Origin of the sequence: Burkholderia mycopellens (genome assembly GCF_964265025.1) — a bacterium.
Taxonomy (GTDB): Bacteria; Pseudomonadota; Gammaproteobacteria; order Burkholderiales; family Burkholderiaceae; genus Burkholderia.
Map to the genome: position 1 here is coordinate 1,876,222 of NZ_OZ183803.1, position 13,780 is coordinate 1,890,001.

Sequence of the window (13,780 nt, forward strand, 5' to 3'; positions counted from 1 at the left end):
GCGAAACGAAAGGCGCCGCGCGGGTGCGGCGGCGCCCTGAAACACCTCGGACAGGCGGGGCGGGCGCCCCGCCGCCCCGTCAACGCGACGCTTGCGGGAACCGCGCGCCCGGCGGCGGTTCGGGCCGGGTCGACGGCACGCTCTTGCGCACCTTCGCGACCTGAGCAGCCGTCACCGGCGCCCCCGTGTTGCCCCAGCTCGTGCGCACGAAGTTGGACACGTCCGCGACTTCCTGGTCCGACAGACGCCAGCCGAACGGCGGCATCGTGAACGTCGACGGCGCGGTGCGCGTGCCCTGCAGGGCGCTGCCTTCCAGCACGACGTGAATCAGCGAGGTCGGATCGTCGCCCTGCACGACCGGGTTGCCGGCGAGCGCCGGGAACACGCGTGTGTAGCCGTGGCCGTCGCTGCGGTGGCAGGCCGTGCAGTTGTCGCGATAGACGGCGGCACCCGGCTTGCTCGCATCGCCGGTCTGCAGCGCCTTCGCGGCAGCCGCGTCGTACACGTGGGGCTGCTCGCCCTGCACGCGCGGCGGCAGCGTCTTCAGGTAGCGCGCGATCGCGTTCAGGTCGTCGTCGGTCATGTGCTGCATGCTGTGGCCGACCACGTCCGTCATCCCGCCGAACGCGGCCGTGCGCAGCGTGCGGCCCGTCTTCAGGAACTGCACGATTTCGGTCTCCGTCCACGTGCCGAGGCCCGTGCGCGGCTCACCGCGCAGGCTCGTCGGCACCCAGCCGTCGATCGCCGCGCCGCCGGCCAGGAAGTCCGGGCCGTCCGCGTCGGTCAGCCCGCGCTCCTGCATGGTCGGCGCGCGCGGCGTATGGCACGCGCCGCAGTGGCCGAGACCCTGCACGAGATACGCACCGCGCGCGACCACCGGATCGCTGTACGGCGCCGCGTCGAACGGCTTCGGTGTCGGCGCGAACATCTTGCGCCAGATCCCGAGCGGCCAGCGCATCGACAGCGGCCACACGATGTCGACCGCGCGGTTCTCGTGCTCGACCGGCGCGACGCCGTGCATGAAGTACGCGTACAGCGCCTTCATGTCGTCGTCGCTCAGGCGCGCGTAGGACGGGAACGGCATGGCCGGATACATCGTGTCGCCGTTCTTGCGCACGCCTTCGCGCACCGCGCGCGTGAAGTCCTCGACCGTCCAGCCGCCCAGGCCCGTTTTCGGGTCGGGCGTGATGTTCGTCGAGTAGATCCCGCCGATCGGCGTGTCGAATTTCAGCCCGCCCGCGAACGGCTTGCCGCCGCTCGCGGTGTGGCACGCGATACAGTCGCCAGCCCGCGCGAGGTATTCGCCGCGCTTGATCAGGGCCGCGTCGGCGGATTGGGCCGCGGGTGCGGCCGCCGGGCCGGAAGCCGCCGCGGGCGCCGCGGCCGGTTGCGCGAACGCCGTCGAGCCGGCGAAGCCGAACGCGGCCCAGGCCGCACCGGCCGCCAGCGCGCGCGACATCCGGCGCGCAACGTTGTGGTTCATCGTCCTCTTCATGCAGTCACCAGCGGGGCGGGATTTTTCAGGTATTGCTCGCGGATCGCACGTGCCGACCAGTAGGCCAGCGCCGCGATGATCCCGGTCGGGTTGTAGCCGATGCCCTGCGGCAGCGCCGATGCGCCCATCACGAACACGTTGTGCACGTCCCAGCACTGCAGGTAGCGGTTCAGCACGCTCGTCTTCGGGTCGGTGCCCATGATCGCGCCGCCGACGAGGTGAGTCGTCTGGTACGCACGCGAATCGAAGTGCTTGCCGAACTCGCGCGTCGACACGCCGATCGCCTTCGGCCCCATCGCCTCCGCGATCTTCTTCATCTGCCCGGTCACGTACTGCGCCATCTTGATGTCGTTGTCCTTCCAGTCGAAGGTCATCCGCAACAGCGGCTGGCCGTACGAATCGCGATAGGTCGGATCGAGGTCGAGATACACGTCGCGGTACGACATGTTGGTGCCGTGCGCGTCCATCGAGATCGTGTGCGCGTAGTTGTCCTTGACCGCCTTCTTCCACGCCGAGCCCCATTGCGGCGTACCGGGCGGCGTCGCGATGCCGCTGATCGGCTTCACGCCGGCCTGGTTCACCCACAGCGGCGAGCCGCCGACGAAGCCGAGCGGGCCGTGGTCGAAGTTGTCCGCGTTGAAATCGTCCACCGCGACGCCGTTGCCGCCCGCGCCGATGAACGGGTTCGTGTAGGTGTCCTTGTCGAAAAACGCCTTGATCGTCGACAGGTTCTGGTACGCGAAATTGCGGCCCACGACGCCTTCGCCCGAGATCGGGTCGTACGGCTTGCCGATACCCGACAGCAGCAGCAGGTGCACGTTGTGGTACTGGAACGCGGCCACGATCACGAGATCGGCCGGCTGGTGCACTTCACGTCCGGCCGGGTCGACGTAGGTCACGCCCGTCGCGCGCTTCTTCGTATCGTCGAGGTCGACGCGCAGCACGTGGCACTTCGAGCGCAGCTCGAAGTTCGGCGCCTGCTTCAGCGCGGGCAGGATGTTCAGGTTCGGCGACGCCTTCGAGTACATGTAGCACGCGTAGCCGCTGCAGTAGCCGCAGAAGTTGCACGGGCCCATCTGCACGCCGTACGGGTTCGTGTATGGGCCCGACGTGTTCGCCGACGGCAGCCGGTACGGATGCAGGCCGAGCGATTTGGCCGCGTCGAAGAAGCGCTGTGCCGAATAGGTGTTGAGCTGCGCGGGCAGCGGGAAGTTGTCGCTGCGATTCGCGTCGAACACGTTGCCGTTACCGACCACCTTGCCGCCGACCTTGTACGCCTGCCCCGACGTGCCGAACACCTTCTCGGCGAAGTCGAAATGCGGCTCGAGCTCGTCGTAGGTCACGCCCGTGTCCTGGATCGTCATCCCTTCGGGGATGAACTTCTTGCCGTAGCGCTCTTCATAGTGGCTGCGCAGGCGCAGCTCTTCCGGCGTGATCCGGAAATGCACGCCCGACCAGTGCAGCCCCGCGCCGCCCACGCCCTCGCCCGGCAGGAACGCGGCGAGCTGCCGATACGGCAGCGCGGTGTCCTGCAGGCCGTGGCGGATCGACACGGTCGTCTTCGACAGGTCGAGGAACAGCTTCTTGCGGATGTTGTAGGTCAGCTCGTCGATCGTGTTCGGATACGCGCCGTCCGGGTAGGTGTCGCGATACTCGCCGCGCTCGAGCGCGACGACGTTCAGGCCCGCTTCGGTCAGTTCCTTCGCGAGAATCGCGCCGGTCCAGCCGAAGCCGACGATCACCGCATCGACATGCGGTTTTTTCTCTGCGGCCATCAGCTGCGCTCCCCGTTGATCGAGACGGGGCCATACGGATACGGCTTGCCGTTCTGGTTGACGAAATCCATGAAGTCCGCGCGCGCGCCCGGAAAACCGATCATCTTCCACGCAGCCATGTCGTGATTGCCGCCGTGCACCGGATCGCAGAAGTAGCCTTCGCGCGTGTTCTGCAGCAACTGACCGAAGAACACGCCCGGCGGCACGTCGTCGATCTGCGCGCCGCCCTTCTCCAGCGCGCCGAGCACGGTGTCGCGCGTCGGCGCGTCGAGATCCGCGAACGCCTTGCCGTGGGTCTTCTCGCAATAGCGGTTGACCGCCGCGATGCCGAGCCGGTAGATGTCGCGCGGCACCAGCTTCAGCTGATAGCCGAGTTCGGGCACGCCTTGCTGGAACGGCCCCTGCATGTACCAGGTGGCGCCGTGCGCATACGGCGTCTCCATCTGGCGGTCGATGAATTCGGGCACGCCCGATTCGAGCGCGCCGGGGCCTTCGGCGTCGGCCGGAATCAGCCGGTCGACGGCGGCCTGGACGAACGCCCATTCCTTTGCATCGAAAAAGGTCGGCTTGTACGGGGCACGCTCGGCGTTGGCCGATGCACCGGGCGCGTTGCCGTTCGTCGCCGAAGGCGACGACGAGCGCAGGTCGCAGCCGGCGACCGACGCGATCGGCACGAGCGCGACCGACGTGCGCAGGAAACGGCGGCGCGAATTGGGTTTGTCTGGTGGCGTGGACATGGTCGGATGTTGATCGTTGGGGATCGGGGCCCGGACGCGCGCACTCCGCATGCGGCATGTCCGGCTTGGCAGCCATGCCGCACGCGGCTGGCCGTCCTGTTCTTTCGTCTGTTGCGAACAACCACGATGCAGGCGCCGTCCATGCGATGCGCGGCAGCGCCTTCATGCAGCCGCGCATCGCGCCAATTCAGGCTGCGCTACACGGATCGGCTTCTTGATGAGCCGTATCGTCTGACAAATACCGGCATCTGCCTGCATCTGCCCCTCATCGCTCATGACCCTCATTCAACTTAGACGCCGCGTTTGCCGACAGCAAGCGCGACGTGCGCGGCGCTCTTTCGGGTCCGGCGACAAGTGCCGCGAATTATAAATGGAACCGGTTCCATCCGGAATCGCGCCAATGCAATTCAATGCATCGAAAACCGCAACAATTGAAAAATCCGGAAGCCGGAACGCGCAAGGATCGTGTGATTGCCGGCTGATGCGGGCGTCAGGGAGAGGATTGTTGTGTGGTGGGCCGCGTCGAAGGCTGTCTCTTTCCAGCCACGCAGCGCACCCGAGGGAGCCGATGTGCGTCGCGTTCTGGTAGCCTCCGCGACTCATGAATACATCGAAGAAAAAACTGCCGGCGCCCGACGCGACCAGCATCAGCCGAACCCTCAGCTACCTGCTGCGCCACGCGCCGGAGACGATCGGGCTGCAACTCGACCCGGAAGGCTGGGCCGATATCGACGAACTGATCACCGGGGCCGCCCGCCAGGGGCACCCTCTCGATCGCGCGACGCTCGAAACCGTCTGTGCGACCAGCGACAAGCAACGCTTCGCCCTCTCCGACGACGGCCGTCGCATCCGGGCAGTACAAGGCCATTCGACGCCCGCCGTGCAGCGCCGCTATCCGGCCGCGCAGCCGCCCGAGCGCCTCTATCACGGCACCGCGACGCGCTTCCTGGATTCGATTCGGGCGCAAGGGCTGAAACCGGGCGCCCGTCATCACGTGCATCTGTCGCCGGAGATCCGGACGGCGCTGGCCGTCGGCAAGCGCTACGGCGTGCCGGTGATCCTCGAGGTCGATGCGCAACGCATGCATCGGCAAGGCTACACGTTCTTCGTCGCGGAAAACGGCGTATGGCTGACCGACACCGTGCCGGCGGAATTCCTTAAGGAGATGGAGAGGCCCGCGTGCTGAGACGCGCGCTCACCACGGCCAGAACATCGACGCGATGGCAAGCGCCAGCGCCGCGCAAAGCGGCGAGTAGTAGCGCGTGTCCATGCGTGCGAAACGCGACCCGCGAATCCGCTTGAAGAAGCCGACGTAACGGAAATCGCCGACGGCCCGCACCGCGAAGATGAGTGCGAGCGCAACGACCGCGAACGAGATCGTGCCGTGATTCGCGTGCTGCCCCAGCCAACCGGCACGCGCGGCGACCCCGCACGCGCCGGCCAGCAATGCCGCCGCGACCGCGAGCGTGCCGATGGCGGTCGGCCGCAGCAGCGGCTCGCCGTCATGCTCCGGAATGGCCGCCCCCTTGCCGCGCCGCCCGCCCAACGCCCAGTAGACGTGAATGAGCGCGATCGCGCAAAGCGTCGGCACGCTGAAATACGCTCCGGTCATGTCGGTCGATATCCTCGTCTCGTTGTCTCGCTATCGCGATATGTTGCCGGCAAGGTTCCGGCACGCGGCCTCGGTCCGCGCCACACGTGACGATACCGAAACCCGGCGACACCCGCATTGCGACGTCCGGTCGCAACCCGCCGCCCGCGACAGCGCATGTTGCGATGCAGTGCGCAAGCAGGCGGGCGCAGGCCGGCCGCTTGACTTCCCTTCGCGCACCACTACGCTGTTATTCCAGTACTGCGGTCGATACGCCCCCGCGCGACCGGCCGCACGTGCATCGTTCGGCGCATTGCGCACCTGCACGACAACGATAACGAAGGCCATGGAGGCGACTCATGCTGATCGGTGTGCCGAAAGAGATCAAGAACCACGAATACCGTGTCGGCCTCACGCCGGCCGGCGCGCACGAACTGACGCGGCACGGCCATCGCGTACTGGTGCAGCGCGGCGCGGGTACGGCGATCGGCCTGCTCGACAACGACTACACCGCCGCGGGCGCATCGCTTTGCGAAGGCGCCGACGAAGTCTTCGCGCGCGCCGACATGATCATCAAGGTCAAGGAGCCGCAACCGGCGGAATGCGCCATGTTGCGACGCGGCCAGATTCTCTACACGTACTTGCATCTCGCACCCGATCCCGACCAGGCGGCCGCGCTCGTGAAGTCCGGCGCCGTCTGCATCGCATACGAAACCGTGACGGGCCCCGGCGGCGGCCTGCCGCTGCTCGCGCCGATGAGCGAGGTGGCCGGGCGCATGTCGATCCAGGTCGCGGCGACCCACCTCGAGAGCCCGCGCGGCGGGCGTGGCTTGCTGATGGGCGGTGTGCCCGGCGTGCCGGCCGCGCATGTCGTCGTGCTCGGCGCCGGTGTGGTGGGCACCGGCGCGCTGCAGATGGCGGTCGGCCTCGGCGCACGCGTCACCGTGCTCGACACCAACGTGAACCGGCTGCGCCAGCTCGACCTCGTCTTCGCCAACCGGATCACGACCGTCTGCTCGAATGCGCACACGATCGACGAAGCCGTGCGCGATGCCGACGTCGTGATCGGCGCGGTGCTCGTACCGGGCGCATCGGCGCCGCGGCTCGTCACGCGCGACATGATCGCGACGATGCGCACGGGGGCCGTCGTCGTCGACGTCGCGATCGACCAGGGCGGCTGCTTCGAGACCTCGCATGCGACGACGCACGCGGCCCCGACCTTCGTCGTCGACGGCGTCGTGCACTACTGCGTCGCGAACATGCCCGGCGCAGTCGCGCGCACGTCGACCTTCGCGCTGAACAACGCAACGCTCACCCATGCGCTCGCGCTCGCCGACAAAGGCTGGAAGCAAGCGATGACCGACGATCCGCATCTGCGCGCGGGCCTGAACGTGTGCGACGGACACATCACGTACGAAGCGGTCGCGCTGGCGCTCGGCCTGCCCTATGTGCCCGCGGCCGGCGTACTGGCATGACGTGACCGCGTTCATGCATGGCCGGCAGCTGGCGGCACACGCCGTCAGCCGCGCTCATGCGCCCTTCGCGCCGCCGCTGCGTTTCGACGCGCCGCCCGCACCCATCGTGCGTGCCAGCAGCGGCCTCAATTGCGCGAGCGTGCGCGTGTTCAGCACGTCGGGCCGCGTGAGCCAGCCACGTCGCGCCTGATCGACGCCGTACGCAAGATTGTCGAGTTCGTCCGCACTGCACGCATCCGAGCCGATCGCCACCGGCACGCCGGCCTGCGCGGCTGCGCGGCACCAGATGTCCGGCAGGTCGAGCCGCCGCGGCTGCGCATCGAGTTCGACGAAGCAGCCGCGCGCCGCGGCATGCTCGATCACGCGCGACACGTCGAGTTCGCATGCGTCCCGCTCGCCGAGCACACGGCCCGTCGGGTGCGCGAGAATCGTGAAATACGGATGATCCATCGCGCGCAGCATGCGCGCGGTCTGTGCGTCGCGCGACAGTTCGAAGCCGTCGCGTACCGCACCGACCACGAGATCGAGCCGGCCAAGCATTGCGTCGGGCACGTCGAGACTGCCGTCCTCGCGAATGCCGGCCTCCACGCCCTTGAGCAGCACGAAATCGTCGAACGACGCGTTGAGGCGATCGATCTCGTCGAGCTGCCCGGCAAGCCAGTCGAAGGGGTGGCGGCCACCACCGGCATGCGGTGCCCGGTCGGTGATGGCCAGGTACGCGAACCCGCGTGCGCGCGCCGCATCGGCCATCGCCCGCAGGCTGTCGCGACCGGTCGATGCGTCGGTATGCGCATGCAGGTCGCCGTGGACATGCTTGCGCTCGACCAGCGCCGGCAGCGTGCCCGCGCGCGCTGCGTCGATCTCGCCGCGATCCTCGCGCAATTCGGGCGGCACGTCGTGCAGGCCAATCGCGGCATAGATCGACGCCTCGGTCGCGCCGGCAATCCGTTCGTCGCCGCGAAACACGCCATACTCGTTGATCTTCAGCCCGCCGGCCTGCGCGATCCTGCGCAACGCGATGTTGTGCGCCTTCGATCCCGTGAAGTAGACGAGTGCCGCGCCGAACGCGTCGGCATCGACGACGCGCAGGTCGACCTGCAACCCGCTGGCGAGCACCACGCTCGACTTCGTCTTGCCGTGCGCCAGCACGCGCACCACCTCGCCATAGCCGACGAACGCGTCGGCGACAGCCGCCGGATCGCGTGCGGTGACGAGGATGTCGAGATCGCCGACCGTCTCGCGGCGGCGGCGGAAACTGCCGGCCGGCACGACCTTGCCGACGCCGGCAACGGCACGCAGGCGTTCGAGCAGCGGCAGCAGCGAGTGCGCCGCATCCGGCAGCAGGAAACGTTGGGGTTCGCGCTTGAGCCGGTCGTCGATCGCTTCGAGCAAATGCGCTTCGGTTTTCGCACCGAAGCCCGGCAGCTCGCGCACGTGCCCGCTCTTCGCTTCCGCGCGAAGCTGCTCGAGCGAATCGACGTGCAGCGCGTCATGGAGCGCCTTCACGCGCTTCGCGCCGAGCCCCGGCACGTCGAGCAGCTCGACGATCGCGCCCGGCAATGCGTGACGCAGCGTTTGCTGCAATTCGCAGGTGCCGGTCGCGACGATCTCGCGCAGCTTCGACGCGAGATCGGGCCCGATCGATGGAATCTTCCCGAGATCGTCGCCGTTCGCGATCATCGCCGGGATATCGCGCCCGTAGTCCGCAATCGTCCGTGCGGCATTGCGATAGGCACGCACCCGGAACGGATTGGCGCCCTGGATCTCGAGCATGTCGGCAATCTCGGCGAACACGGCCGCACACCCGGCATTGTGGATCGGCATGATCGGCGTGGCTCCCTTCCACGTGGATGGCGCCGCGCGCGTGCGCGACGGCGTCTGCCCGCCCGGCGCCGCATGCTGACGCCGCCGGGCGCCCGTTCATCATCGTACGCCGGCCGCGCCACGCGTGCAGCGCCGATATGGCTCGGACGCCGGCGTCAGAGAGTGGCGCGCGGCGTCGTGGCGTAATGCCGCTCGTAGATCGACTGGCAATGCGTGCAGCGCTCGGCGGCCGGGCGTGCCAGCAGGCGCTCGTAGCCCACCGAGCCGTCGCAGTCGATGCACTCGCCGTAGCTGCCGTCGCGCATCCGCTGCTGGGCGCGGCCGATCGCGCGCAGTTCGGTAAGTTTCATGCCGATCAACGCATGATCGACGTCGACGAAGAGATCCGCATTGGCCTCGTCGCCCTCGTCCGGCGCCGCGCCGGCAAGGTCTGCGTAGGATTCCGACGCGCGCTGGTCTTCGCTGGCGCGGATCTCCGCACGCAACGTCTGCTCGCTCTCGTTCAGCCGCTGTTTCAGCGTCTGCCGTTGTTGTGGGTCGAGCGCCATGGCCGTCTCTCCTGTTCCGGGTTCCGCGCTGGGCATTGCGGCGCGCGGTGTCGCGCCGGTGCGCGGCGGGCAGGCGTCACCGCCTGCCACCGTGTCCGGATGTGCGCCCGGAGACACGAAGGGCCGGACGCATTCGACGCAGGATAAACCCATTGAACACGCATGTGTTGACCGGAATCAGCGTGCACTGCAGCGCTCGCGATACGCCCTGCCGAACTGGGGACGGACGCGAAATCGCGACACGATCGCAAAACGAAGCGGCATCTCCGATGGCGGGCGCCGATTCGAACGCCGCGCCCGCCGCCGACGGCATACCCGGCCGCCGGACACGCAAGATTCCGGGCCACGCTTCGTCAGAACGCATTGCGCCCGATGAAACCCCGCACGACCGTCAACAGGATGATCTTCATGTCGAACCAGAAGCTCCAGTTCTGCATGTAGAACAGATCGAACTTCACACGCGCTTCCATCGCCTCGACCTTGCGCGTCTCGCCGCGATAGCCGTTCACCTGTGCCCATCCGGTGATGCCGGGCCGCACGCGGTAGCGATACATGTAGCAGTCGATCAGTTGCCGGTAGAAGTCGTCATGTTCGATCGCATGGGGGCGTGGGCCGACGACCGACATCTGCCCGAACAGCACGTTGAAGAACTGCGGCAGCTCGTCGAGCGATGTGCGCCGCAGGAACGCGCCGACGCGCGTGATGCGCGTATCGTTGCGCGACGCCTGCCGCACGACCCCCGGTTGTGCGCGATGCACGCGCATCGTCCGGAACTTCAGAATGTCGAACTCCCGGCCATCGACGCCCTTGCGGCGCTGCCTGAACAGCACGGGCCCCGGCGACGACAGCTTGACCGCGATCGCCAGCATCGACAGCAGCGGCAGCAACGGGATCAGCACGCCGAAGGCGAACAGCCGGTCGAACGCGAACTTCGCCCACAGCTCCGGCGCCGAGCGTGGCGTGGTCGCGAGGTTGATAGCCGGCATGCCGAGCACGTCGGTCGCCGAGCGATCGACCACCGCCATCTGCCGCACGTCGGGCAGCAGCCGCAATTCCACGAATTCGTCGCGCAACTCGCGGACGATGCGCTGGATCCGCCACTCGTGCGACATCGGCAGCGTGAGCCATACCTCGTCGATCTCGCCGCCGCGAATCAGGTCGCGCAACGCATTCCAGTCGTCGATCACCGGCACGCCGCCGATCCCGCCGGAGGCAGCCGGTGCGTCGTCATCGAATACGCACGCCGCCACGAAAGGGCCCTGCGGCGCGAGCTGCATCCGCTCGACCGCGACACGCCCGTAGGCCGTTGCGCCGACCACTGCGACGCGGCGCTGCCGCGCGCGCGGGTCGTCACGCGTCAGCGCGAGCGCCAGGAGTGCGGTACGGCCGAGCAGCAACGCGGCATCGCCGGCCAGCACCGTGCGCACGATCCAGCGTGTCGTGATCGTGCCGCCGCGGTTCATGATCCACAACGCGGCGGCCACCGTCAGCACGCTCGCGCAGACGAGCCCCACGAGCGTTTGTGTCAGCGCATGCGTGCCGCCGTGCGGCGCCATGCTGCCGCGCACGGAGCGCAGGTAGCGCGGCAGCAATGCCACGGTCAGCACGCACAACAGCGCGATCGCGCCGCGCTGCGCGTCGGACAGCTCGCGCCACGCAAGGCCCGACGCCGCCTGCGCGGCGAGCGCGCCTGCCAGCACGAGCACGACGTCGGTCGCCGCGATCGCGGCCCGCCGCATCGCATTCGTTCCACCGGGCTTCGACTGCATCGTCACGCACCACGTGCCGGGAACCCGCGATGCGCCTCCGGCATGCGGGGCCGAACCGGTGTCGGCCGCGCCGTCCCGCGCGTGCCGAGCAGCCTGCGATAGTCCGCGCGAATCAGGTCGTAGCATTCGCACGCGTGATGTTCGAGGCCGTCTCGGTCGAGCACCGTGATGCGGCCGCGGCGCTGCCGGATCAACCCGGCTTCCTGCAGGTTGCCCGCCGCCTCCGTCACGCCTTCGCGCCGCACGCCGAGCATGTTCGCGATCGTCTGTTGCGTGACCGCCAGTTCGTCGCCGTCAATGCGGTCATGCGCAAGCAGCAGCCAGCGGCTGAGCTGCTCGCTGACCGAGTGATGCCGGTTGCACAGCGCGCTGCGCGAGATCTGCGCCATCGCCGCCTGGCAGTAGTTGAGCAGCAGCCGGTAGGTCTGCGGCGAGCGCTCGAATTCGGCGCGCATCACGCAGCTCGGCACACGATAGGCCATCCCGCCGATGCGGACCTCGACCCGGTGCGACGCCGCGGCGCCACCGACCATCGTCGCCAGCCCGACCACCCCTTCGCGGCCGACCTGCGCCACCTCGACCATCGCACCGTCTTCCATCAGGTGCTGCACGGACATCATCGACGTCGTCGGGAAATGCACGTGGCGCATCGGCTCGCCGACCCGGTCGAGCATCCCGGCCTTGATCCTGACCAGTTCGAGATGCGGTGCGATGGTGCGGATGCTGTCCTCGGGGAGGGCATCGAGGATGGCATTCGCCGAGTAGCTCGAGTGAAGATGAAGCATGTCTGTATCCCTTTTATCGTCCGTGCCGCCTGCAGCTGCGTGCATGGAACTCGTTATCGCGATGCGCGCCCGGACGTCGCAGGGGTTGCGGCCACAACCCTGATTCCGACTGACCATCGGCTTGTTCGCCGCCGGATCGAGTCGACCGCTCCGTTTCGACACGCCAGCCCGAATAAGCGATTTACGTGCCAATACATGCCCATCCTTAATATATGAATCACACCGGATTTAAATCACCCAAATAACTCGTGCAAAAACAAAAAAAGCGTCTCATTTTCGGACACTCTTCCGAGCGATGGACACTGCACGCCATTTGACTGATCATTTTGCGTGCCTCCACCCGAGGTAGCCGCGCCGGTGCCGCGAGGCTTGTCGCTCATATACTTACAGTCGATTTTCAATTGTTTCCGTGATGTGCCGGACAGCACTCCGCTGCGGCGTCACGCCTCACACGGTTGTTTGAAACTGTCTCAAATTTGAATCGACACACTAATTTTCAGCTCTGTCACCTACCGCACAATTCAACCACAAGCCTTTGATTTTCATATGCTTTTGTGCGACCACCATTTATTTGTCAAATAATGTTCAATGCCCGCCAGGCACTTCCCCCACGCGATGCACCTTCCCGACCGATTGATTCCCGGCCGACATGGAATGAATGCCCGAAGTCACATTCAGATTCAGGATGATTAATTTCGTCGAAATGAATCATTAAATCCAGATGACGTTTTCACCTGGACAAAATCGTCAAACTTTGTGAAATGACGCAATATGCAATTGTTCGGTTTCAATGCCGTGCTAGCCTTTTCGCCAGTATCGTCTCTCCATTTTTGACGAACACAAGTCCGCACGATCGTGCGAATTCCCCATTTTCGGGGTATCGCCGCGACGACGCGTGACCGCCACCCTACGAGGATGCGCCGTGACTCATCAGGCCCCTGACACCGTCGCGCATGCGAACGGCATGATCGAGCTTTCCCACAGCTTCGATGCGAACCGCTTTCTCGCGGCCATCGACCGCGAAGAACTCGCGACGCTGGCCCCCCAGCTTCAACTCGTCCACCTGAAATCCGGGCAAGTGCTCTGTGAGCCCGGCGAAATGCTCGCCGCGGTCTACCTGCCCGTCACGACCGCGATTTCGTTGCAGTACGTGTCGTCCGGCGGCATGACGCTGGAAGTCGCGGAGATCGGCAGCGAAAGCGTGGTGTGCGACGACGTGATCGGCGGCAGCGGCCGGATGCCGTGCCGTGCCGTGGCCTGCCGCGACGGCTTCGTCTACCGGCTCGACCGGCGCGTGTTCGCCGCGGCGTTCGACGCATCGCCGGTCATCCGCCATCTCGTGTTCCTGTGCGTGCGGCTGCTGATGGCGCAGGTCTCCCAGATCACGTTCTGCAGCCGTCATCACGTGCTCAAACATCAGTTATGCAGATGGTTCCTGCTCGCGTACGACCGGACGCGCAGCATCGAGATCCAGGTAACGCACAGCATGCTGGCGCAGATGCTCGGCGTGCGCCGCGAAACGGTCACCGATGCCGCCGGCGAAATCCAGAAGCTGGGCCTGATCCGGCAATACCGGAGCTCGATCGAGCTCGCCGACCTCGCCGGCCTCGAAAAAATGTCGTGCGGCTGCCGCGCGATCGTGCGCGACGAGATGAAGCGCATCCTGTCTGCCGATTCGGGCGTGCCGGCCGCGGCGCGCGCCTGATTGGCATGCCGCATCGGGACGGCGCTGGCGCGCCGCCTGCCTGCCGGGTTAGCTGTTTGTAGGGTGGCGAACAGAA

Annotated in this window: 11 protein-coding genes; 3 read left to right on the top strand and 8 right to left on the bottom strand. The window is 66.9% G+C overall.

Features of this window, described 5'->3' with window-relative positions; all coding sequences use genetic code 11:
* Nucleotides 1-79: 79 nt before the first annotated feature.
* From ACPTTC_RS26715 to ACPTTC_RS26725, 3 genes are read right to left on the bottom strand one after another with little or no spacing between them, the layout of a single operon-like run.
* Nucleotides 80-1,495 (bottom strand): c-type cytochrome, encoded by a 1,416-nt coding sequence (locus ACPTTC_RS26715; protein ID WP_423394613.1) that lies wholly within the window; start codon nt 1,493-1,495, stop codon nt 80-82.
* Nucleotides 1,492-3,270 (bottom strand): GMC family oxidoreductase, encoded by a 1,779-nt coding sequence (locus tag ACPTTC_RS26720; protein ID WP_423394614.1) that lies wholly within the window; start codon nt 3,268-3,270, stop codon nt 1,492-1,494. The genes ACPTTC_RS26715 and ACPTTC_RS26720 overlap by 4 nt, the downstream gene beginning before the upstream one ends.
* Entirely contained in the window at nt 3,270-4,007 is a 738-nt protein-coding gene (locus ACPTTC_RS26725; protein ID WP_423394615.1) for a gluconate 2-dehydrogenase subunit 3 family protein, read from the bottom strand. The genes ACPTTC_RS26720 and ACPTTC_RS26725 overlap by 1 nt, the downstream gene beginning before the upstream one ends.
* Nucleotides 4,008-4,608: 601 nt before the next feature.
* Here ACPTTC_RS26725 and ACPTTC_RS26730 point away from each other — a divergent pair.
* Nucleotides 4,609-5,193, top strand: coding sequence for an RNA 2'-phosphotransferase (locus ACPTTC_RS26730; protein WP_423394616.1), 585 nt, complete (start codon nt 4,609-4,611; stop codon nt 5,191-5,193).
* 9 nt (nt 5,194-5,202) lie between these two features.
* Here the strand turns inward: ACPTTC_RS26730 and ACPTTC_RS26735 are convergent, their stop codons facing one another.
* Nucleotides 5,203-5,619, bottom strand: a complete 417-nt coding sequence (locus tag ACPTTC_RS26735) for a DUF3995 domain-containing protein (protein WP_423394617.1) — start codon at nt 5,617-5,619, stop codon at nt 5,203-5,205.
* 338 nt (nt 5,620-5,957) lie between these two features.
* Between ACPTTC_RS26735 and ald the strand changes: the two genes are divergently transcribed.
* Nucleotides 5,958-7,073: an alanine dehydrogenase gene (ald, locus tag ACPTTC_RS26740; protein WP_226194790.1), complete on the top strand. Its 1,116-nt coding sequence runs from the start codon at nt 5,958-5,960 to the stop codon at nt 7,071-7,073.
* A gap of 54 nt (nt 7,074-7,127) precedes the next feature.
* Here ald and polX read toward each other — a convergent pair whose 3' ends face one another.
* The 4 genes from polX to ACPTTC_RS26760 form a co-directional block, all read right to left on the bottom strand.
* Nucleotides 7,128-8,897 (bottom strand): DNA polymerase/3'-5' exonuclease PolX, encoded by a 1,770-nt coding sequence (gene polX / locus ACPTTC_RS26745; protein WP_423394618.1) that lies wholly within the window; start codon nt 8,895-8,897, stop codon nt 7,128-7,130.
* Between the two features lie 155 nt (nt 8,898-9,052).
* Nucleotides 9,053-9,445: a TraR/DksA family transcriptional regulator gene (locus ACPTTC_RS26750; protein ID WP_423394619.1), complete on the bottom strand. Its 393-nt coding sequence runs from the start codon at nt 9,443-9,445 to the stop codon at nt 9,053-9,055.
* Nucleotides 9,446-9,798: 353 nt separating this feature from the next.
* Entirely contained in the window at nt 9,799-11,214 is a 1,416-nt protein-coding gene (locus ACPTTC_RS26755) for an undecaprenyl-phosphate glucose phosphotransferase (RefSeq protein ID WP_423394620.1), read from the bottom strand.
* A 2-nt stretch (nt 11,215-11,216) separates the two neighbouring features.
* Nucleotides 11,217-11,999, bottom strand: a complete 783-nt coding sequence (locus ACPTTC_RS26760) for a Crp/Fnr family transcriptional regulator (RefSeq protein WP_226194793.1) — start codon at nt 11,997-11,999, stop codon at nt 11,217-11,219.
* Between the two features lie 922 nt (nt 12,000-12,921).
* Here ACPTTC_RS26760 and ACPTTC_RS26765 point away from each other — a divergent pair.
* On the top strand, nt 12,922-13,704 hold the full coding sequence (locus ACPTTC_RS26765) for a Crp/Fnr family transcriptional regulator (protein WP_226194794.1): 783 nt from the start codon (nt 12,922-12,924) through the stop codon (nt 13,702-13,704).
* Nucleotides 13,705-13,780 lie beyond the last annotated feature (76 nt).

Excerpts from the sequence above, each read along its gene's own strand:
- ACPTTC_RS26715 (WP_423394613.1), bottom strand. The coding sequence starts at position 1,495 with ATGAAGAGGACGATGAACCACAACGTTGCGCGCCGGATGTCGCGCGCG.
- ACPTTC_RS26720 (WP_423394614.1), bottom strand. The coding sequence starts at position 3,270 with ATGGCCGCAGAGAAAAAACCGCATGTCGATGCGGTGATCGTCGGCTTC.
- ACPTTC_RS26725 (WP_423394615.1), bottom strand. The coding sequence starts at position 4,007 with ATGTCCACGCCACCAGACAAACCCAATTCGCGCCGCCGTTTCCTGCGC.
- ACPTTC_RS26730 (WP_423394616.1), top strand. The coding sequence starts at position 4,609 with ATGAATACATCGAAGAAAAAACTGCCGGCGCCCGACGCGACCAGCATC.
- ACPTTC_RS26735 (WP_423394617.1), bottom strand. The coding sequence starts at position 5,619 with ATGACCGGAGCGTATTTCAGCGTGCCGACGCTTTGCGCGATCGCGCTC.
- ald (WP_226194790.1), top strand. The coding sequence starts at position 5,958 with ATGCTGATCGGTGTGCCGAAAGAGATCAAGAACCACGAATACCGTGTC.
- polX (WP_423394618.1), bottom strand. The coding sequence starts at position 8,897 with ATGCCGATCCACAATGCCGGGTGTGCGGCCGTGTTCGCCGAGATTGCC.
- ACPTTC_RS26750 (WP_423394619.1), bottom strand. The coding sequence starts at position 9,445 with ATGGCGCTCGACCCACAACAACGGCAGACGCTGAAACAGCGGCTGAAC.
- ACPTTC_RS26755 (WP_423394620.1), bottom strand. The coding sequence starts at position 11,214 with ATGCAGTCGAAGCCCGGTGGAACGAATGCGATGCGGCGGGCCGCGATC.
- ACPTTC_RS26760 (WP_226194793.1), bottom strand. The coding sequence starts at position 11,999 with ATGCTTCATCTTCACTCGAGCTACTCGGCGAATGCCATCCTCGATGCC.